Annotated in this window: 15 protein-coding genes and 1 pseudogene; 3 read left to right on the top strand and 13 right to left on the bottom strand. The window is 42.9% G+C overall.

Annotated features, from left to right (window positions below):
• Positions 1–421: 421 nt before the first annotated feature.
• The 10 genes from rsgA to J9317_RS06945 form a co-directional block, all read right to left on the bottom strand.
• Positions 422–1,477 carry a ribosome small subunit-dependent GTPase A gene (gene rsgA / locus J9317_RS06990; RefSeq protein WP_431190674.1) on the bottom strand — a complete coding sequence of 352 codons (1,056 nt, stop codon included), beginning with the start codon at positions 1,475–1,477 and terminating at the stop codon, positions 422–424.
• A 267-nt stretch (positions 1,478–1,744) separates the two neighbouring features.
• Positions 1,745–2,122, bottom strand: coding sequence for a hypothetical protein (locus J9317_RS06985; protein ID WP_211557352.1), 378 nt, complete (start codon positions 2,120–2,122; stop codon positions 1,745–1,747).
• 19 nt (positions 2,123–2,141) lie between these two features.
• Positions 2,142–2,513: a hypothetical protein gene (locus J9317_RS06980; RefSeq protein ID WP_211557350.1), complete on the bottom strand. Its 372-nt coding sequence runs from the start codon at positions 2,511–2,513 to the stop codon at positions 2,142–2,144.
• Between the two features lie 163 nt (positions 2,514–2,676).
• The gene (locus J9317_RS06975) at positions 2,677–3,645 is read right to left on the bottom strand and encodes a S8 family peptidase (protein ID WP_211557348.1); all 969 of its coding nucleotides are present in this window, start codon (positions 3,643–3,645) and stop codon (positions 2,677–2,679) included.
• Positions 3,646–3,747: 102 nt separating this feature from the next.
• Complete coding sequence (locus J9317_RS06970) at positions 3,748–5,373, bottom strand: M14 family metallopeptidase (protein WP_211557345.1); 1,626 nt, start codon at positions 5,371–5,373, stop codon at positions 3,748–3,750.
• 151 nt (positions 5,374–5,524) lie between these two features.
• On the bottom strand, positions 5,525–6,136 hold the full coding sequence (locus J9317_RS06965) for a YesL family protein (protein WP_211557343.1): 612 nt from the start codon (positions 6,134–6,136) through the stop codon (positions 5,525–5,527).
• Positions 6,137–6,193: 57 nt separating this feature from the next.
• Complete coding sequence (locus J9317_RS06960; RefSeq protein ID WP_211557342.1) at positions 6,194–7,768, bottom strand: extracellular solute-binding protein; 1,575 nt, start codon at positions 7,766–7,768, stop codon at positions 6,194–6,196.
• A gap of 58 nt (positions 7,769–7,826) precedes the next feature.
• Positions 7,827–8,699, bottom strand: coding sequence for a carbohydrate ABC transporter permease (locus J9317_RS06955; RefSeq protein ID WP_211557341.1), 873 nt, complete (start codon positions 8,697–8,699; stop codon positions 7,827–7,829).
• A gap of 10 nt (positions 8,700–8,709) precedes the next feature.
• Positions 8,710–9,681 carry an ABC transporter permease gene (locus tag J9317_RS06950; protein WP_249292034.1) on the bottom strand — a complete coding sequence of 324 codons (972 nt, stop codon included), beginning with the start codon at positions 9,679–9,681 and terminating at the stop codon, positions 8,710–8,712.
• Between the two features lie 248 nt (positions 9,682–9,929).
• The gene (locus J9317_RS06945; protein ID WP_211557339.1) at positions 9,930–12,161 is read right to left on the bottom strand and encodes a helix-turn-helix transcriptional regulator; all 2,232 of its coding nucleotides are present in this window, start codon (positions 12,159–12,161) and stop codon (positions 9,930–9,932) included.
• 292 nt (positions 12,162–12,453) lie between these two features.
• Between J9317_RS06945 and J9317_RS06940 the strand changes: the two genes are divergently transcribed.
• Positions 12,454–12,975 carry a hypothetical protein gene (locus J9317_RS06940; RefSeq protein WP_211557337.1) on the top strand — a complete coding sequence of 174 codons (522 nt, stop codon included), beginning with the start codon at positions 12,454–12,456 and terminating at the stop codon, positions 12,973–12,975.
• 78 nt (positions 12,976–13,053) lie between these two features.
• Positions 13,054–13,506 (top strand): GNAT family N-acetyltransferase, encoded by a 453-nt coding sequence (locus tag J9317_RS06935; RefSeq protein ID WP_211562179.1) that lies wholly within the window; start codon positions 13,054–13,056, stop codon positions 13,504–13,506.
• A gap of 126 nt (positions 13,507–13,632) precedes the next feature.
• Here the strand turns inward: J9317_RS06935 and J9317_RS06930 are convergent, their stop codons facing one another.
• Positions 13,633–15,765, bottom strand: a complete 2,133-nt coding sequence (locus J9317_RS06930) for a YhgE/Pip domain-containing protein (RefSeq protein ID WP_211557336.1) — start codon at positions 15,763–15,765, stop codon at positions 13,633–13,635.
• Positions 15,766–16,216: 451 nt separating this feature from the next.
• Between J9317_RS06930 and J9317_RS06925 the strand changes: the two genes are divergently transcribed.
• The gene (locus tag J9317_RS06925) at positions 16,217–17,038 is read left to right on the top strand and encodes an MBL fold metallo-hydrolase (RefSeq protein ID WP_211557334.1); all 822 of its coding nucleotides are present in this window, start codon (positions 16,217–16,219) and stop codon (positions 17,036–17,038) included.
• A 316-nt stretch (positions 17,039–17,354) separates the two neighbouring features.
• On the opposite strand, the gene J9317_RS06920 is transcribed toward J9317_RS06925, so the two are convergent.
• Positions 17,355–18,068, bottom strand: a complete 714-nt coding sequence (locus tag J9317_RS06920; RefSeq protein WP_211557332.1) for an amino acid ABC transporter permease — start codon at positions 18,066–18,068, stop codon at positions 17,355–17,357.
• A gap of 14 nt (positions 18,069–18,082) precedes the next feature.
• Positions 18,083–18,735: pseudogene (locus J9317_RS06915) on the bottom strand (amino acid ABC transporter permease).
• Positions 18,736–18,778 lie beyond the last annotated feature (43 nt).

The raw sequence follows: 18,778 nt of genomic DNA, 5'->3' as shown, positions 1-18,778 counted from the left end.
AGTCGTTCTTTGACTTTGACAGGGCCGGCGAAGCGGCCGAAGCGCTAGCGCCCGGAGCTGGACACCACGAAAAGCGGAGGGCGCTCCCGGTTAGGAGGTTCTGCTAAGTGCGCGGCGTCCTGCCGCAACGCAGATCTGACCCGCGTCGTGCGGGCCTCCGTGAGAGACGGTGGAGCTCTCGACCGAGAGGCGCTCAAGTCAGAAGTTCAGCTAAGTGCGCGACGTCCTGTCGCAACGCTGAACGGGCCTGCATCGTGCAGGCCCTCGACCGAGAGAGCGAAGCGGCCGAACGGCTAGCGCCCGGAGCTAGACAATGTGAAAAGCGGAGGGCGCTCCCAGTTAGGATGTTCTGCTAAGTGCGCGGCGTCCTGCCGCAACGCAGAAAAAAGGTAATGGATCGATATCCATTACCTTTATGTTATTATTTATATTTTCTCATGCTTTTTGTGATTTGCTTCCATTTTGCTTTTTCTTCAGATTGTGCTTTTTTATCCTCTTTACGGGCTAAATACGCGAGTTCCTTTTGAAGCTTCTGATAGCTTCCGTATCGGTCTGACTGCAGGGATCCTTCCTCTAATGCAGACAGTATAGCACAGCCTGGCTCATTTTGATGTCTGCAATCAGTGAAGCGGCAGCTCTGTGCTAACGATTCTACATCCTCAAACGTTCCCTGAAATCCATCCCCGGCACTCCAAAGCTGCAATTCCCTCATTCCAGGCGTGTCGATCAGACAGCCTCCTGTTTGAAGAGCAATCAGTTCACGATACGTGGTCGTATGCCTTCCGCGGTCATCGCCTTCTCTGGCTTCTTGTGTTTTTAAATGTTCATTGCCAATCAGCTGATTGGTAATCGTAGATTTGCCTACACCGGATGAACCGACAAGTGCTGCTGTACGTCCGCCTGTGCAATAGCTGCGGAGAATTTCAGCAGATTCGGCATCCAGAGCGCTAATTGCATGAATGGGTACACCGATTGCTGCTGATTCAACCTCAGCGAGCTTCTCATCCATCTCTTCGCATAAGTCTGCTTTATTTAAAACGACCACCGGATTGGCTCCGCTTTCCCAAGCCATGATTAAATAACGTTCCAGTCTGCGGATATTATAATCATGGTTAAGGGCCATCACGATAAAGAGTGTATCAACATTTGCAGCCACTATTTGTTCCTCCGTGGCCACACCCGCTGCTTTTCGTGAAAATTTGCTCTGCCTAGGAAGAATCGCGTGTATCGTTGCCTTTCCTTCTTCATAGCGGGGCTGAATAACCACCCAGTCTCCAACAGCAGGGAAATCTTCCCTTCCCCCGGCTTCAAATCTCATCTTCCCTGCTACCTCAGCAAGCAATTCTCCGCGCTCTGTCAGAATCCGGTAAAGCCTTTTATGTTCAAGTGCCACTCGGCCAATTTCAAATCCATCAGTCTTAAATGGCATAAATGCCTCTTCAAAAAATGGGGTCATCCCCAACTCAGATAAATTCAATGTTCAAATCCTCCCTATTTTTTTCGTTCACGTTTAATGAATGAAGGTCATAGAGAGATGATCAAGTTACAGATCCAATCCCTCCATGACGGTGTTTACAATTGGAAATTTTCTCATACTTCATCACTCCTTATAGGGATTGAGCCTGCAGCTCTTGAATACCATTATACGGAAGTATAGAAGTGTTTGCCAATCACTTCTTTTTGTAAGGAACCTAATTATTCAGAGGTGAGAAGCGGAGATGCAGGGAAATTCGGACGCCTTGTTTCAAATCATACCAATATTAGTGATTTGCGGCTTTGCGGCGGTAACAGGCATATTTTCCGAGGAATTCCTAATTAATTTTAAGGATTGGTCAATCTTCGCTGTGCTTTCGATCTGCGTTTCTGCTCTTGCAGCCAACTCTTTAAAAGCAGATGTTAAATCATCTGAAATTTGCCCGACCGTATCAGAATCTGATTTTAAAAGACGTGTGTTCTTTGTAAGGGTTTCGAAGGCATGCTGAATCTGTTCCAGCAAAGCCTGGCTATTTTTCCTTGATTCTTCCGCACGGTCCAGGCTGCTCTCAGCCTCTGCCCTCATTTTTTCCCCTTGTGTGCTTTGGAAAATCAGCGCTCCGACAATCAGGATCATAAACGTATTCAAATTTACAAGAGCAATTCCCTCAACGCCTGGAAAACATGGTACCGCCATGTGTAAAATAAAAATAGTTTGTCATCAGCAGTCCCAGGATACCTGCAAGCAAAACCTGTTTATAATTATGGTAAAGGGTACTTACAGCAATCATGTAATACACCATTAAATATGAAACAATGGATGGCTCCATTTCCATCATGATTGAACCTAAAATGGGGATAAATACGATGGCTAGATAACTTAATTGATAAGTAAGCCATTTTTTCATGACTAGAATTGTAAATAAGGCCCCGATGACTCCGCCATATCCTCCCAGTGTTAATAAAAAGACTGTACTTGTTCCTGTAATCCAATAAGCTGCCAAACCAAGAATCAAGGATCCCCAAATAATATAAACCATGAGAATATTTCTTTGGTGCAGGCGCATTCTATTTCAAATCAAATCCATTGCCGCCCCTCCCATTCGTCAAATAAAACATACACTGCTTATGTCGGTTCTTTTCATTCCCTTCTTAACCGAAACAAAAAAAGACCCCCCTGATCGGATTCAGGAGAGTCCCCAACTAATTTACAGCTTCTACAGCATTATCATTCTGTTTAGGCTCATCATTTTCCTGAGCACGCAGGAAGATAAGGCCATTTCCCTCTGCCTTTTTGGAAAGGCCAATTGATACAGTATTTTTACATAACTGTGCGTATACTTCAGGCTCCGTCAATTTCCTGCCAAATTCTTTTTCCTCTTTTTGAATAAGCAGAGCAGCGGCCGCCGATGCATGAGGGGTGGCCATAGAAGTACCGGACAGTTTCGCATATTTGTTTCCCGGATAGGTGGAAATAATATTAACCCCAGGTGCAACAAGATCAATTTCATCATTTGTATTTGAAAACTCCGCCAGCTGTTTTTTCTCATCAATGGCCCCTACCTGCACGACCTCTTTGTAATAGCCGGGATAGGCCTTTTCAACGGTATTTTCTCTCGAATCTCCTTCATTGCCGGCTGCGCATACAACAAGAATATTGTTTGCAACCGCTTCTTTAATCGCTTCGTGCAGTTCCGGTACATCTTCCGGTCCTCCAAGGGACATCGAAATGACTCTTACGGTTTCACCTTTTTCGCCCTTCCACTCTGAAGCATATCGAACAGCATTTGTAATGCCTTCATAGGACCCGCTGCCATCATCTCCAAGTACTTTTAGAATCAGCAGCTTTACTTCAGGTGCGGCTCCGGTTACACCTTGGTCATTTAAACTTGCGGCGATTGTTCCGGCTACATGCGTTCCGTGGAAATGAGAATCACTGTAATCATTTTCATCCCCTTCAACAAAGCTTTTTCCGCCGATGATCCGATCTTTTAAATCTGGATGAGCGGCGTCGCATCCTGTATCCAAAATGGCAATTACAGCCGCATCTCCTTTTATTCCCTGATCCCAGATTTCAGGTGCATTAATCATTCTTACTCCATAAGGAATTTCTTCTTTTGCCGAATCATAAACCTCTTCTAATTTGAATGGTATTAAACGAACTTTGCTCATGCTCTTGTCCTCCTTTAAAATGGGTAAATCCAGAAGTAAAGGGTCAAGTTATCGAACGCTTGTTCTTATTTTACCATAAAGAGGAATTGATTTCCAGCATTATTATTTCAAACTTCTTATGTCATCCATAAATCGATAGATAGGAAGACGCTCTCCCTTTTCTGATGGAACATAGCCGAAACTTGCATAGCTGTCAACCGATTCAGGCTCAAGAGTAAGAGAAAGAAGATTTGATTGAGGCTGAGCCGTCAGGAAAACGATACTGCCTTTAGGTATGTTTACCTTTTGTTTTTTCACTTCGGACTTAATTTCATGAAGGCTGATTCCTTCATATTTTTCTGCAGCTGTCTTATCTGTTACGGTCATGGTTTCAACCTGAAGCAACTTATCCTTTTTAAGTGTAAACCCTCTTAACCCCTGATTCTCAAGCTTTGCGGCGGCTTTCTCCTGACCGGGCTCCAGAATATAGGCAGTCGGCCGTTCTCTCGTAAGGGTGGCCTTTGCATTCGAAGCGCTCTTATAAAGAACCGGCACCTCTTTTACCTTGCCTGCTTCAGTATCAACCATTTCCAGCTTCTTTCCTGTAACTGACTGATTCTCGCTATCAATCACAATCTGATCCCGGTCATGGGGAATCAAGCCTTTCTTAACCAGGTTCAGCCTCTCTTTTGCAACCCCGAATTTTACTTTCGCAGCATTTGCGGCTGTTAGCGCAATGATGTTTTCATGGGTGGCAATCTGGGCTGCAACTCGTCTTGAAAAATTCTCGCGTCCAATCCCGATTCCTCTTGTTTCCACCAAGAAGGATATCGCAGGTGACAAGCCAAATGCGTTACGTCCTATTCTTGCTTCTGTACTGCCCTCTTCCAGTTCAATGCCACCGCTGCTGTTCACTTTAGAAGTATAATACGGTTCATTTGAGAAGCCCTTTCGATCAAGTGCAGCTTCTGTATCTTCTACAAACAGGTCATCGGACATCTTTCTGATTTTTTCAGGAATATTTAGATTCTTTCCTGATAACAACAGCAAGTCATGATACTTTAACAGCCCAAGTTTGCTGAATTCCTGCCCTACACTATATTCATGAGCATCAATGACTACTTCCGGCATAAAACGGTTGAATTCCTTATGGATAGCTTGTACCTCTTGTGACTCAAGTTTAACGTGGTCGCGATTTCCATCTAGACCATTTTCAAGCTGTCTCGTAAAAAGGAAAGAACCATCTGGATTAACTCGCGGCACGATGATGACATTGATTCGATTAAGCACATCATTCCCAAATTCCCCTGTAAGCTTTTTAGCCATTGCAAGTACTGCCTCGCCGGCCGCAGGTTCGTTTCCATGAATTTGCCCTTGAAGCCATACAGTAGGCTTTTTTGAAATAGCGGATGGAGAGATTTTTTGATCCTTTGAAAAATATAAGGCAAGTAATGGACGGCCTTCCTGTGATTCTCCTATTTTCTTAACGGATAAGAAATCTGTTTCCTTTTTTAAACCGTCCACAAAATCCTCCAGCTCTTCCTGTGAAGTAAAAGCTTCCCCGCTCCTGGAAAATGCCGGAGTCAGAACCTCAGGCTTTGGCTCTGGATAAAGATCGAGCACCTGTTTTGGCTGACTGTATTCCTTTCCAAAGTAAGGCGCTTCTGCATGTGCTGATGGCATCGCTCCTGCAATCATGATTCCGGCAGCTGCAGCAGCGACTCCTAATTTACCCCATCTTCTCTCCATGACACCACTCCTCTCAGTGTATATGTACATTATATATAAATAAAATAATTATCTAAATATTATGAAATATGTGATTTTTCGTTGAGACTTTGGTCATGGAGACAGATTTTGAAATGCAATATTTATTCAGACAAGCCACTTAGCAGAAGCTTTAAGCTATGTCCGCCCTCTCCATCGCCCTGATAAAGGCAAGATTAGCTGTCCCCATGATGGAAAACCCAAGCAAGCTGAAGCTGATCAATAGCATCAATACGGGCAGTGCTCCTGCCAGAAAATAGAATCCTGCTACAGCTGCAAGCATGGATACAGAGTGAAAAGGATAGGAAAGAGCAAGAATGAATGCCAGCTTAATGGCTTTCCGGACTCCTGACTGAAAGTGGACATATGCGGGGAATACAAATAAAAAAGTAATTCCATATATGAAAATTGCCATTGCAAGAAGCAAATAAAGAGCCATGCCTGCAATTCCTTCAAGACTGATTGCAAATCTCAAATAAAAATAAAGGACAAAGCCTGCCAGTAAAAAGAATAACCCGATCAGATTCGCCTTTTTCCATTCGCTTCTCCAAGTCTTTTTAAAGGTTTCCAAAATAGGAGCTTCAGATTCTCCCCGGAGCCATTTTCTCATCACGGTGTACATGCACACTGTTGCGGGAAAGACACCAAAAATGCCCAATCCGGCTATCGTAAATACAATCCACAGCAGTTGTACATAAGCAAACCTCATCGTCCATTCCATTCCCCTATAAAGTGCTGTTGTCAAAATAAAGCCTCCTTTAATTGAACAGGTCTGGCCATTTCCAGCCAGACCCCATTCTCATTATCCTTTTGTATATCGCTTGTACGCGTCTTCATGTACTTTTATCAGTTTATCAACACCCATTTCTTTCAGGCGTTTCGTGAATTTTTCAAAGTCTACAGGCTCAGCACCCATCATCCATTTCTGAATCATCTCATCACGATAAGTCATGATTTGAAGACCGATGTCATTTTTGATTTTTTCTTCTTCTTCCGTAAAGTTAAGAGCAGGCACTTCTTCCAGGAAGTAATCGTTTTTAACGTAGTCCTCTACTCCCTCAAGCGCGAGCGGAGCCATCCACTGTTTTTCATATTCAAAGTCCTGCTGGTAGGCAAACATGATCTGGGCACCTACAGCTCGCAATGCTCCCGGGACATCCGGACTGCCAAGTACTTCTTTTGTAAATTTAGGTGCTCCGTTTTCAAGTGTGTACGTTTCCCCTTCTACTCCGTAATTCATAAGCCTTCTTCCTTCATCTGTAAAGAAGTAGTCCAAATACTTAATCGCTGCGACCTGATCTTTAACAGAATGGCCGATTGCGACTCCAGTGTAATTATTAAATGGTGAGCGGATTGTAGGTTCCACTCGCTCGCCCTTTGAATTTTCAGGAGGCGCCATAGGAACAAGATTAAATTCAGGTGTGTGCTTTTTGGAAATATCATTGTATGTTACCGTGCTAGCGAACCAGTCATGAGTAGAGCCTCCCGTATTGTTGCCAAACAGAATATCGCGTGATGTAGCGCCGCGCGTAAATATTTCCGGATCGATCAGCCCTTCACTATACCACTTCGCCAGATTTTCCATGGCGTTTCCAAAGTCTTTTTCCATTGGCCCATATACGACCTTATCTCCCTGGAGATAGAAATCACCGTACCCGCCCCACAGACTTGCCAGGTCAAAAATGCGCTGATTAATACGGGTAAATAGTGGAACTTCATCTGCTTTGCCGTTTCCGTTTGGATCCTTTTCTTTAAATGCTTTTAACACTGCATAGTATTCGTCAACCGTTTGAGGCATTTTAAGGCCCAGCTTATCGAGCCAGTCCTGACGGATAAACCAGCCTTCAGCCGCTTCCCCGTCAGCAATAAACGGAAGATAGTAAAGGTGGCCGTCAGCAGCCTTTGAAACCTTCATAATCTCAGGCATTTTATCAAGATAGCTCTGAATATGGTGAGCGTGTTCTTTAATCAGATCCTCAAGGGGAATAAAAGCTCCCTCTTTTCCATACTTGTTTAGGTTTTCTTTTTTCTCGAAAACCAGGTCCGGTATTTTTCCGGAGGCAATCATAAGGTTAAATGCTTCTTCGCTTTTTGTAGAGGATTTAGGCGCGACCCCTTTGAGAGAGACATTCGTCACTTCAGCCGCTTTTTTAAATGTGCTCCAATTGTCATCGAAAATTACCTGACCATCATTATAATGAAGGTGAATCGTCATTTCCATCGGCTTTTCGCTTACTTTAGGACCGCTCGTTTCCTTGCTTTCACCATTTTGCTCTGTTTTCTCTTTCGGCGCACTCGTTGTATTGCTGCAGGCTGCAGCCGATAGAACCAGCATTCCCGAAGCAAGTACGAGTGATAGTTTTCTCCCTTTTCCCATTGTTTCTCCCCCTTTAATATTCCTTATAAAAATGATGGAATTCCATCAGTAAACCCGTTTATTCTTTGACTCCGCCAAGCATGGTTCCTTTTACGAAATATTTCTGCAGGAACGGATAGATGATGATGATCGGCAGGATTGAGACGAAAATGGTGGCATAAATAATCGTTTCCCTTGAAAACTCAGTCATCGCATCCGCAGTAGCTAAAACCTGTTCACTCACCGTCATTTCCACAATCAGTTTCTTAAGCATCACCTGGAGCGGAATTTTGCTTTCATCATTTAGGAGAACCATCGCCCAAAAATAACCGTTCCAGCGGGCTACTGCGTAAAACAGGCCAACTGTTACGAGCGCGGGCTTAGATAATGGCAAGTAGATTTTCATCAAAATCTGAAGGTCATTCGCTCCATCTACCTTTGCTGATTCCTCTAATGAATCAGGAATTGATTGAAAGAAGCTTCTTAAAATAAAAACCAGGAAGGTAGAAATCGCAAATCCAATAATAATGCTGGTTCTCGTATCCAGCAGGCCAAGCTCTTTAAAATTTAAATAAGTAGGGATAATGCCGGCCTGAAACCACATCGTAAACGCGATGAAAAAGGCAATAAAGGCTTTTCCGCGGAGCCGTTTTTTCGATAAAGGATAGGCTCCGCATATGGTTAACAGCAAATTAACAGCCGTTCCAATTACCGTGTAGAAAATGGTGTTCCCATAAGCGGTCCAAATGGCCGGATCCTGAAGCACCTTAGCGTATGAAATGAATGTAATATCCTTTGGAAATAAAATAACTTCACCAGATATGACGGACTGAGCTGAACTAATAGAAGCTGAAAATACATAGATAAATGGATAAATGCACGCGATGGCTAACAGAACAAGAAATCCATAGATTAAAACATCCGACAATCGTTCACTTCTGCTCTTTTTCATCACACCACACCTACCATAAACTATTTTCTGTGAATTTTTTGCTGAGTTTGTTGGCGGTTACTACTAAAATCAAGCCGACGATGGAGTTAAATAGCCCCGCAGCAGCACCAATCTCATATTCTCCGCCCTGAAGTCCGGCTCTGTAGACATAGGTGTTAATAACGTCTGCGGTTTCATAGGTACTCGGCTGATATAGAAGAATAATTGCTTCGTATCCTACTTCCAGGAAAGCACCTATTTGGATAAGAAACAAAATAATAATCGTCGGAAGAATTCCCGGCAGGGTTACATGCGACATTTGCCGCCAGCGGTTTGCTCCATCCATCTTGGCAGCTTCATAAAGGGCTGGATTGATCCCAGCCATCGCTGCCAGATAAATGATTGCGTTAAATCCTACATCTTTCCAAATATTCATACTTGTAAAGATTGTTCGAAAATACTCGGATTCAGTCAGAAAATAGGTTTTTTCCCCGCCGAGCTTGTCAATCAGAATATTAACCAAACCGTTTGTAGGAGCAAGCATGTTGGTGATGATTCCCGTTATAACCACAACGGATATAAAGTGAGGCAAATAGGTGAGCGTCTGCACCGTATTTTTGAAAACTTTGTTTTTCACTTCATTAATGAGAAGGGCAAGCAAAATCGGTGCAGGAAATCCGAAAACAAGACCATATAAGCTGATTAGTGCGGTATTAGTAAGAGTCCGGATAAAGTACTCACTCTCAAAAAAGCGGATAAAGTTTTCAAAACCGACCCAGGGGCTTTCCGCAATTCCTTTAAAAAGGCTGTAGTCTTTAAACGCAATTTGAAGTCCTGCCATTGGCTTATACTGAAAGATGACGTACCAGAGAATAAATGGAATCAGCATCAGATACAAATATCGATCGCGGATCAGGCTGTTCCTTATTGACAGGAGAAAGGATATTTTGGCGGGTTCAGTCTTTACTTGTGGTGATTTAGTTTCTAAAACTGGTGTTTCCAATTGTGCATCTCCCCCTTTTTTGTAAGCGTTTTCTACACTGTTATCATAAAGGGAAGAGGGATTACACTTCTATCTCAATTTTTCTAAGGAGATACTCAATTCTTTTAAAGAAAGGGAAAAGTTAAAAAAATGGAGGTTTATTTAATAAAAAGAATATGATTAAGGACTATGTTGATTGGAGCGGAAATCATCATACAAGTTTAAAAGGCTCTTTTAAAACAAAAATTAACAGGGAGCCAGGCCCTGTTTCATTCTGATTTTTCATATTGCCCGGGTGATAATCCTACGTATTTTTTAAAGATCCGGATAAATGTATTTACATTGTTATAGCCAACCATCCTGGCCGCTTCGTTAACCTTCATATTTTTGTCTGCTAAAAGTTCCTTCGCCTTCTCAATTCGAAAACGATTTAAATACTCTTTATAGTTTTCCCCCGCATGCTCTTTAAAAATGGTGCTGATATAGCTTGGGGTAAGCTGAAAGTGCTCAGATAAATCCTGAAGGGAAAGGTCTTTGCTGTAGTGCTCTTGGATATAATGGACAATCCGGCTCGCAGCCGAAGGACCTGGCAGTGCTGATGAGATTCGATCGGACGCACTTGTGAAAGTTTTCACTATTTCACCTTTCAGCGTTTCCCGATCCCGAATGGCACTCAGCTCCAAATGCAGCATCTCATCCCCCGGCAGCCTTGCCGATGACTGAACAATCCGGTTAACAGTTCCGGCCATAGCAAAGACAAACTGAGAGAGGGCTGCTTTGTCCAGATTCTTTTCTTCAAGATTTTCTTCAAGGATCCGGTTTAGAATCTGGAACGCTTCCTCCTTTTTTCCCTGGATAAAATAATGAATGAGTTCTTTTTCGACCTCTAACGGATAGAAAAAGGATTGCTTTTGTTTAAAAGATAAATCATCCCAGCTCAAAATCTGCTTTTTTTCCACGGAAAGCCTGTTCTCTAATACCTCGGACGCCTGTTGAAATGACTGATCAAGCTCATATAAGCTTTTTACTTCCTTCCCGATAGAGACGGTTATGTATTGACTGATTTCATGGGCTAATATCGTAACAGCCGCGTATATTTTATCTTTCAATGATGAAACAGGAAGCCTTGCCGTAATTAAAGCTAATTTACCCGGGGCAAGCTCGACCATTTCACAAGGAATGTCCTCCCCTAATACATCCTTTAAAAGCTTAACCGCCTGAATGCCAAGCTTTGTTCTGCCCTCATTCAGCAAGCGTACACTGCTGTGATCAAATTCAATAATGGATACAACCGTCTTCTCCCCATAATGGGATAAACGAAACTGGCCGATTCCTTTTTGAATAGCTTCTTCTGAAGCGATGCCGTGAAGAACATCCCACAGAAATTTCATTTTAAGAGGCACTTCGCTGTACTTGATTACCCTTGTCAGTTCATGGTTGACTTCCTTCATCCGCTGAGCTGTTTCCTGTATAAAGACAAATTCATCTTCCCCCGCTTTCATCGGATACTCTTCTTTTAATGCTGCCACCATTTTATGCACCGGCTTATACGTATTCCAAATCAGAACACATGCCATCAGGATTCCCGCAAAAAGCAATAGAACCGGAATAAGGGCAGCTGCAAGCCACTGGCTATTCTGATCCGTTTGTGGTGCATTTTTTGGTGTAATGTACACGTAGCTGAGATCCTTAAGGCTTTTCGATCCAATCGAATGGATCATATAGTTGTTCCTTTCAAATTTAGAATAAGCGGAAACCTGCTCATTCTTACGATTAATCTCTTTTGTAAGGCTCCCCTTTAAAACCGTCCCTTTCTTCTTCTTTTGATCTAGCGAAAGCACTTCTTCTCCGGAGACGATCATCAGTGCATCATTCTGATTTTCAAATGCTTCCGGCAGCAAATTCATTTTCTTAAACGAAAGAAAGAACAAAACGGTTTTAGCGGTGCTGACCCGATATTTTTTTACAAGTGTGAGAGTATCGGAATGTTCCGCTCCCGATAGAGGAATCGTTTCAAAATAGCTTGACCAGCCCGGATTTTTTGCAAATGCTTCATACTTCTGCTTTGCTTCATCCGTCATAGAAAGCTCTCTGAAAAAATTATCGGCAGGCATTGTGTAATTGGAGGTGATCACGGTGCTGTCATCCTGCAGCATAAGGGCAATATCATAGTCGTAATTTGAAAAAGCTGTTTTGTTTCGCTGAATTTCCTGAAGAACCCGTCCCATGTGGTAATACTTTAAATCAGAGTGGGCGAGACTCGTATAATCCTTGAAGGCTTCACTTGTCTCCAGCTGAATCATACCATTAAGGGCAACTTGAATACGCTGATCCATCATTTCCTGTGCCTGCTGCAAAAGCAGTTTTTGGCTGCTGTTGCGCTCAACCCTGCTGATTTCCATATTTTTCGAATAATAGACAGCGAGAGCGCCAACTGAATAGATTAAGATAATGAAGCAAAATGAATATAAAAGAGTCCTGAAGAATTTATTTTTCCACATCTCTGCTGCCCCCTTCTGCATTCTGTCTTTTGTTCTATATTTTCGATTCCTCTTCTTCCAAATCCTTCAATTTTTTATCCTCTTCACCCGGAAAAATGGACCTGATCGCTTATGCTGTATAGGTTTTCCGCATAAAAATCTTTTTTGCATGCGATTTGAATTCCTGCTCCATCTCTTGTAAAATATCAAATTGTGTGTGTTAGCGAACGGCAAATAAATCGGCATGGGTTCAGACAACTCTCTGCTCCCATGAAGAATAACTATTAATTTTGGAAAAGAGGAGGCGCATACCATGCTTCTTGCGGAAACCAGACCTGAACAGGACAAGGACGCAGAAGAGATACTGGAGGAAAAAGAAGAGCTGGAGATGCAGCTTTTCAGAATGCAGGCAAACATCAAGGATATCGCTAAGAACGGCAGAGGCGAAGTGCTCGGCATTGACCAGACGAAAGAGGATAAATGGGTGATTGTCCACGCAGTAGATGATGGGAATGCTTGCAAAATCATGATTAATGATTGCGAGACTTCCTACAAAGGCATGTGGGACTTTTCCATACAGGCAACCTACAAAACAGACGACACCATTAAAATAGGCGATATTAAAGGTCCTTCCAACAAAGGATATGGCTCAATCTGTATGAACTACTTGAAGCAAAAGGCACGCCAAAACAATATTCCATACATTGTCGGGGATATTGCAGAACGAGACTGGGATCACGTGGACCGCCTCGTTCATTTCTATAAGAAACATCAGTTTGAAGTGGATTTGGATCGCGACAATAAGTGCGGAGAAATTATTTGGAACAATGGTTGAGACTGCCTCTAAATATGAGGCAGCCTTTTTTTGTCTTTCGTGTGGTATCCTGAGAAAAAAAGAGAATTGGTGATCCTTATAGAAATTCGAAAACTGCAAAATCATGAAAATGCTCCAATGGATTTGCTATTACAGGCTGATCCGTCTGAACATCTTATTAAGAAGTACCTTGAACGAAGCAGCTGCTATATAGCTTTACTGGATGATTCAGTTATTGGTGAGTATGTTTTGCTTCCCGCCAGATCCGGTACAGCCGAGCTTGGGAACATAGCTGTATCGGAAGCGCACCAAGGAAGTGGTATTGGGAAATTGCTTGTACTGCATGCGATTGAACAAGCTCGGATAGAAGGTGCTGTCACACTTGAAATCGGCACAGGAAATTCAAGCATCTCCCAGCTCGTCCTTTATCAAAAATGCGGATTTCGAATTACCGGAGTAGACAGGGATTTTTTTATACGCCACTATGATGAGAAAATATACGAAAACGGAATTCAATGTGAGGATATGGTGCGGATGGCGATGGATTTATAACCGTCTGTACCATTTGTCAGGCCTGAGACTTATCGTCACTCTGAATGTTTCTAATCATGAAGGCTTTTTAGCCATCCCTCATTCTTTTCTGCCCATCCACACTGACCTGGCAGTTCCCCCGCCCTCTCAATGAATCAATTTCGATTCCGCCAATTTTCTCCTAAATCCCTCTGAAGCCTTATTAATCGGTTTTTTTAGAAATACACCGAACAAAATGGCTGCTGCGCCATATATAATGATCCTGGCTGCATCCATTATGACGATGTCCCAGAGAATTCCTCCGATTGCCTCCCGAAGGAGACTGATTGCATAAGTGAAGGGAAGAAACGGGTTAATTGCTTGGAAGAACGGTGGTGTAACCTGGATGGGAAACGTACCTCCAGACCCTGCAAGCTGCAGAACCAGCATGATGATGGCGAAAGCTTTTCCAATATTTCCAAAAACCGAAACAAGTGAGTAAACGATCAGCATGAATATGGTACTGATCAATAGCGAAAATAGAATGAGCCATCCGGGATGGACCGCATATACACCAAGAATATACACATTTCCCGCTGCGACAATCAGCGCCTGGAATAATCCAATTGTCCAAAACGTTAAAAAACGCCCAAAATAAACGTGCATGCTCCGGTAATGGTGTTCTTCATGTATTTCAACTGACAGCAGGGATACGAGGAGAACACAGCCGACCCATAAGGATAGGGCGGTATAAAATGGTGCCAGAGCAGAACCGTAATTCGGAATGGGAAACATGCGCTCTTGCTTTAGCTTTACAGGATTAGAGAAAAAACTGCTTTCCTTTTCTGCGTTGTTTTGAAGTAATTCAATGAGGTTGTTGATATTATTTGTTTCTTTAAAGGTTCGAATGTCATCTGCTAGTTTTCCAATTTTCTTTTCAAGCTGCGGCAGCTCTTTCTGAAACTCCGCAACTTTATTCTCGCCTAGCGACAGACCCTTCTCTGCATCACTCAATATTTTCTTAACGTCCGGTATGTTTGTGTTGATCTCTAACAAAATGGAATCAGCCTGGTCTGCAGATTTTTGTGCCTGATCCAGGGCTTCTTGAATTTTCGGCTGAATGGACGAATCAAATGTGTTATTCAATTCTCCTGCTTTTGCACGAGTATCGGCTAACCGGTTTTTAAGCACTTCTGCCTGCTTTTCTCTTCCCGCTTGATCTGTAATAGCGGAAAGCTTTTTCACAAGTACCTCTTCCTGTTCGCTTTCTGATTGAATCTCCTTTAGCCGATTGATAGGTACATCAAGTAAAGTTGAGTTTGCTTGTTCGTTTAGCCTGGTTAGCATATCAGCAAGCGCACCTGCCAATAACGCTGCGGAAGAAAGTCTTTTTCCCGCGTCCTCCAGTACTGCAGGATCTGCCTCTCGATCCTTCCATTGATCTGCTCCGCCCTCCAATGAAGTAAAAAGATCCTGCAGCGAGCCCAAATCACTTTTTATCGCTTCCGGAAGCTCTTGGAAGACTTTTTCGCTTTTTTTCAAAACATCTTGAACAGATTCCGTTACCTCCAGCCCTTTTGAAGACAGATCTGCTGCGATGGGAAGCTGTTTTTGTGCATCATTCACCAACCGCTGTGATTGATCCGCATCCTCTGCTGCTGTAGTAAGGATTTTTTTCAGCTCAGGAAATTCACCCTCCAGTTTAAAAATTAGAGATTCCAGCTTTTGAATGGTTGGCAGTTCTTCTTCAAGCTTGATGCCCAGTTTGTTGAACTCTTTAAAAATGGCTTTTGTTGCTTCTTTTACAAAGTTTGAGCTTACCCGGTCAATGATTGTCTCTGCCCCTTTGTTTGTAATTTTAGGAGCGATTGGATTAATTTTTTCGTTCACCGAGTAAATAATTTCAGGCTGAACTGGCTGGTCTGAAACGACTGTGGCCATTTTTTCCGAAAAATCTTTAGGAATTTCCATTCTGGCATAAAAATCTCCGTGCTGAACCCCATTTATTGCTTTTTCCTTATTTACGAACTGCCAATGAAAGGCATCGTTTTTTCGCAATGTCGAAAGAATTCTCTCTCCAAGGTTCACTTCCTTTCCTTGAAATTCTGAACCTTCATCTAAATTTGTTACGGCTACTTTGATTTGGTCCGTATGTCCATATGGATCCCATGATGCCTTAATGTTGAACCAGGCATAAAAGCTTGGAAGAAGAATAAGTCCGGCCGTCATAATCAAGGCTGCCCAATTGGATGCAATTCGTTTAAGATCATTACCATAAATAGAAAATATAGCTTTCATCATATTCACCGCCGCAGTTAGTATATGGTTAGTTTGCCGGATAACAAGTGATGAATGCGCACATGGCAATTTTCTTTCATAACTGATTTATAATCCTGCGCGGAAGAGGAATTGCATAAGACAGCAATGAAAAGTTCCCTGCTCTCTTTTTGTCTTAGAATCCAGTGTGTATACTAAGGAAAAGGGGTGGAAGCATGCATTTTAATTTAGGGGATCTCTTGTTTCAGATTTTTAGTTTTGGCTTGTTATTTTTCGCAGGGGCGATTTTCGTGCGGTTCTTCAAATCCAATTCTCGATCTAAAAAACAGCTCGACCGCATAGAGGCAAAGCTTGACGAACTTCACAAAGAAAGATCGAAAGAATTTTAGGACCGGGCGCATTGCGTGCCGGTTTTTTTATACATGCCAAAACCGGCTAATAAGCATAATAAGAAAAGCAAAGGAGCTGATCTTACTTGGAATACGGCAAAGACTATAAACATATTCCCGCTGCTTCCGTCACGAGCGGTCATGAAGAAGAAGCCGCACCCGGAGTTTTTTGCAAAACGATACAGATTGTGAACGTGTGCCTCATTAAAGATCAGTTTGTAAATGATACATGGTTCCTTGTGGATGCTGGTATGACAGGATCCGCTGAATCCATCATCGAATTCACTGAAAGCCATCTTCCGGTGGGTGTAAAACCTAAAGCAATCATCCTGACACACGGACACTTCGATCATGTGGGGGCGATTATCGAACTGGTAGAGCATTGGAGCATACCGGTTTATGCCCACCCTTTAGAAATTCCTTATTTAACCGGAAAAGAGGATTATCCTGAAGGGAATACTCTTCCTGAGGGATTAATGGCAAAACTGTCTGCATTTTATCCAAACAAAGCAATCAATCTTGAATATCATGCAAGAGAACTCCCTTTGGATGGATCGATTCCCCATTTAAGAGGGTGGCGCTGGATTCACACTCCTGGCCATACACGCGGACACATTTCTCTTTTCCGTGAGGAAGACCGCGTATTGATTGCAGGCGATGCATTCGTTACCGTCAAACAGGAATCTCTTTATCACGTCATGATCCAAGATCAGGAAGTAAGCGGTCCACCTCAGTATTTTACTTTTCAATGGGAAGAAGCAAAGGACTCTGTACTCACTCTGGAAGAGCTAAAGCCATTAGTTGCCATAACCGGTCATGGAAAGCCAATGAGAGGAGCAAAGCTTGCAGATGGACTTCGGGAGCTGGCTCTGAATTTCGAAGAAAAAGCAGTACCCGCAAGTAAATAAAATCAATACGGAGAGGGCTCTCAAAAAGACTTGCCAAGTGCAATAATATGAAAACCCGGAAACGCTGGCAGCAGAGCATTTCCGGGTTTTTGTTTTCCATTAATGATTATGGATATTTTTTAACATTATTCTTTACCCCTAATTGGTAAGGCTGGTTGGAGGGGAAGGCGTGAGACTGCGGGAGCAGCGGGATAGGTGAGACTCCGCTGGCGCAGGCTCACCGCCTGGGATAAGCGAACGCCTGCAGCGGAAATCAACAGCCAAGTTTAACAGAGCTTTCTGCAAAAAGCACCAAAGAGAAAACCCTTCTTTGAGCCTACATTGCTTCCCCGCCTGCTTTTTTATGATGCAATATTGTTTTCCCCGTTGTCTTTTTACTGGACCGCTCTTTATTTTCAAGTCTCCTCGCCACAATGGACAAGGTGTAATTAACTGCAAAATACAATAGTGCTGTAAGAAGAAAAATTGGAATTAAGTAGTTAACATTTTTTCCATTAATAATCTGAGCGTTATGGAGAAGCTCTGGCATAGCTATAACCACCGCAAGAGAAGTATCCTTTAACAAAGAAATGAACTGGCTCACAATAGGAGGAACCATTCTTCTCAGTGCTTGAGGAAGAATGATATGCCACATAGTCTGCATCCATGATAAACCGGAAGCCCTTGATGCTTCGATTTGCCCTTTTTCAATTGAATTTAATCCACTTCTGACAATTTCCGCCAGCATGGCTGATTCAAAAACAATTAAAGCAACAATGGCCGCAACAATGACCTCAAGCTTAATTCCTACTTCCGGCAGCGCAAAATACGTAAAGAAAATAATGAGCAGCAGCGGCAGATTCCGTATGGTTTCAACCCAAACGACAACGAGCTGTGAAACAACAGGAACTTTAGCATATCTCAAGATGCCGAGCACGCTGCCGATGATAAAACTGAATATGATTGCGATCAAGGCCATTAGCAGTGTGTTGAGAAGGCCTGCGAGCAAATAGTTTATGTTTCCGATTGAATAGGCTCCGATAAAATCCATAAGTTGCTCCCTCCTTATCCGCTAACCGCAAGCCGGCGTTCCAAATATCCAACAAAAACACTGAGCGGGATTGTAAGCACAAGATAAAACATCGCTACAAAAATGTAGGTATCAAAAACAACATAGGTTTCTGAAGCAATTGAATCACCGAAATACATTAAATCCAGTCCTGTTATCACACCAAGAATGGATGAGTTTTTAACGAGATTAATAAACTGATTTCCAAGGGGAGGAATGACGATTTTGATTGCCTGCGGCAGTATGACGTACCTCATCGCCTGAATATAAGAAAGTCCTGAAGCTCTAGCAGCTTCCATTTGCCCCTTAGAAACGGACTGTATTCCTGCTCTGACAGCCTCTGCTATGAACGCAGCTGTATAAATCGTCAGTGCTACTGTTCCCGATTGGTAGCCATTCAATTTAAATCCCAAAGCCGGAAGGCCGTAAAAAAGAAAAAAGCAATCAAAATCAGCGGAATGTTCCGGACAAATTCAACGTAGACCGTTCCCGCAGCACTCAAGGTTTTCAATGGGGATATTCTCATGACGGCAATAATGACCCCTAGAATAAAACTGCAGATAAGAGCGATCACACTTGTCTTTACCGTATTCCCGAAGCCTTGCAAATAAACGTCCAGATTATCTATCAGTATGGTGAAGTCGAGCATGAAGGTCTCCTTTCAAGCAGAAGATGGATGAGCAGGAAGCCCA

This window comes from Metabacillus flavus (assembly GCF_018283675.1).
Lineage (GTDB): Bacteria > Bacillota > Bacilli > Bacillales > Bacillaceae > Metabacillus_B > Metabacillus_B flavus.
The sequence above is the reverse complement of the archived record's forward strand: the minus strand, read 5'-3'. Positions and strand labels throughout refer to the sequence as shown.

Coding starts and splice junctions, on each gene's coding strand:
- J9317_RS06980 (WP_211557350.1), bottom strand. CDS start 2,513: ATGGTTTATATTATTTGGGGATCCTTGATTCTTGGTTTGGCAGCTTAT.
- J9317_RS06975 (WP_211557348.1), bottom strand. CDS start 3,645: ATGAGCAAAGTTCGTTTAATACCATTCAAATTAGAAGAGGTTTATGAT.
- J9317_RS06970 (WP_211557345.1), bottom strand. CDS start 5,373: ATGGAGAGAAGATGGGGTAAATTAGGAGTCGCTGCTGCAGCTGCCGGA.
- J9317_RS06960 (WP_211557342.1), bottom strand. CDS start 7,768: ATGGGAAAAGGGAGAAAACTATCACTCGTACTTGCTTCGGGAATGCTG.
- J9317_RS06955 (WP_211557341.1), bottom strand. CDS start 8,699: ATGAAAAAGAGCAGAAGTGAACGATTGTCGGATGTTTTAATCTATGGA.
- J9317_RS06945 (WP_211557339.1), bottom strand. CDS start 12,161: ATGTGGAAAAATAAATTCTTCAGGACTCTTTTATATTCATTTTGCTTC.
- J9317_RS06940 (WP_211557337.1), top strand. CDS start 12,454: ATGCTTCTTGCGGAAACCAGACCTGAACAGGACAAGGACGCAGAAGAG.
- J9317_RS06930 (WP_211557336.1), bottom strand. CDS start 15,765: ATGATGAAAGCTATATTTTCTATTTATGGTAATGATCTTAAACGAATT.
- J9317_RS06920 (WP_211557332.1), bottom strand. CDS start 18,068: ATGGATTTTATCGGAGCCTATTCAATCGGAAACATAAACTATTTGCTC.